Genomic DNA, 2,500 nt, shown 5'->3' on the forward strand with positions numbered 1-2,500 from the left:
GGGTGGTTCCACAGCGCTAATTTCACCAGGGAGGCTTTTGGAGTGTCGCCGCAGAGCGTGTCTTTGCAGGGAGCGGGCATGGATATGCCGGCTTTACAAAGAGACGCGCCTGGGCGCCTGCCTCTCGTTTGGTCTTGTGACGTAGCGTGCACTTGGATCTATCGACATGTCATGTCGGCCAAGGCAACTTGAGGTTATATGGTCAAGCCGCACGGATCATTAGTATCAGTTAGCTCAATACATTGCTGTACTTACACACCTGACCTATCAACCACATAGTCTATATGGTTCCTTCAGGGGGCTTGTGCCCCGGGAGATCTCATCTTGAGGCGCGCTTCCCGCTTAGATGCTTTCAGCGGTTATCGCTTCCGAACATAGCTACCCGGCAATGCCACTGGCGTGACAACCGGAACACCAGAGGTTCGTCCACTCCGGTCCTCTCGTACTAGGAGCAGCCCCTCTCAAATCTCCAACGCCCATGGCAGATAGGGACCGAACTGTCTCACGACGTTCTGAACCCAGCTCGCGTACCACTTTAAATGGCGAACAGCCATACCCTTGGGACCGACTACAGCCCCAGGATGTGATGAGCCGACATCGAGGTGCCAAACACCGCCGTCGATATGAACTCTTGGGCGGTATCAGCCTGTTATCCCCGGAGTACCTTTTATCCGTTGAGCGATGGCCCTTCCATACAGAACCACCGGATCACTAAGTCCTAGTTTCCTACCTGCTTGATCCGTCGATCTTGCAGTCAAGCACGCTTATGCCTTTGCACACAGTGCGCGATGTCCGACCGCGCTGAGCGTACCTTCGAGCTCCTCCGTTACTCTTTAGGAGGAGACCGCCCCAGTCAAACTACCCACCATACACGGTCCCCGATCCGGATTACGGACCTAGGTTAGAACGTCAAGCACGACAGGGTGGTATTTCAAGGTTGGCTCCACTGCAGCTAGCGCCACAGTTTCATAGCCTCCCACCTATCCTACACAGACGAACTCAACGTTCAGTGTAAAGCTATAGTAAAGGTTCACGGGGTCTTTCCGTCTTGCCACGGGAACGCTGCATCTTCACAGCGATTTCAATTTCACTGAGTCTCGGGTGGAGACAGCGCCGCTGTCGTTACGCCATTCGTGCAGGTCGGAACTTACCCGACAAGGAATTTCGCTACCTTAGGACCGTTATAGTTACGGCCGCCGTTTACTGGGGCTTCGATCAAGAGCTTCGCCTTGCGGCTGACCCCATCAATTAACCTTCCAGCACCGGGCAGGCGTCACACCCTATACGTCCACTTTCGTGTTTGCAGAGTGCTGTGTTTTTGATAAACAGTCGCAGCGGCCTGGTTACTGCGACCCTCTTCAGCTATAGCTCGCATGAGCCACCAAAAAGGGTGCACCTTCTCCCGAAGTTACGGTGCCATGTTGCCTAGTTCCTTCACCCGAGTTCTCTCAAGCGCCTGAGAATTCTCATCCTACCCACCTGTGTCGGTTTACGGTACGGTCTGCGTAAGCTGAAGCTTAGGAGCTTTTCCTGGAAGCGTGGTATCAGCGACTTCGTCTTAAAGACTCGTCTCGGTGCTCGGTCTTGAAGGATCCCGGATTTGCCAAAGATCCAAACCTACCGCCTTTCCCCAGGACAACCAACGCCTGGTACGCCTAACCTTCTCCGTCCCTCCATCGCACTTACGCGAGGTGCAGGAATATTAACCTGCTTCCCATCGACTACGACTTTCGTCCTCGCCTTAGGGGCCGACTCACCCTGCGCCGATTAACGTTGCGCAAGGAAACCTTGGGCTTTCGGCGTGCGGGTTTTTCACCCGCATTATCGTTACTCATGTCAGCATTCGCACTTCCGATACCTCCAGCAGACTTCTCAATCCACCTTCAACGGCTTACGGAACGCTCCTCTACCGCGTACATATAAATATGCACACCCCAAGCTTCGGTTCACTGCTTAGCCCCGTTAAATCTTCCCCGCAGACCGACTCGACCAGTGAGCTATTACGCTTTCTTTAAAGGGTGGCTGCTTCTAAGCCAACCTCCTGGCTGTCTGTGCCTTTCCACATGGTTTTCCACTTAGCAGTGAATTTGGGACCTTAGCTGTGGGTCTGGGTTGTTTCCCTTTTCACGACGGACGTTAGCACCCGCCGTGTGTCTCCCATACAGTCCGTCTCGGTATTCGGAGTTTGCAATGGTTTGGTAAGTCGCGATGACCCCCTAGCCATAACAGTGCTCTACCCCCGAGAGGATACATATGAGGCGCTACCTAAATAGCTTTCGAGGAGAACCAGCTATCTCCGGGTTCGATTAGCTTTTCACTCCTAATCACAGCTCATCCCCGTCTTTTGCAACAGACGTGGGTTCGGGCCTCCAGTACCTGTTACGGCACCTTCACCCTGGCCATGACTAGATCACCCGGTTTCGGGTCTACTGCCCGCGACTATGCGCCCTTATCAGACTCGGTTTCCCTTCGCCTCCCCTATACGGTTAAGCTTGCCACG

The 2,500-nt window shown here is 54.0% G+C and carries 1 rRNA gene (cut by a window edge); it reads right to left on the reverse strand.

Annotated features, from left to right (window positions below):
• Positions 1-198: 198 nt before the first annotated feature.
• Positions 199-2,500 (reverse strand): 23S ribosomal RNA (locus ABB28_RS12570); it runs 579 nt beyond the window's last position.

Source organism: Stenotrophomonas chelatiphaga, assembly GCF_001431535.1.
GTDB lineage: Bacteria > Pseudomonadota > Gammaproteobacteria > Xanthomonadales > Xanthomonadaceae > Stenotrophomonas > Stenotrophomonas chelatiphaga.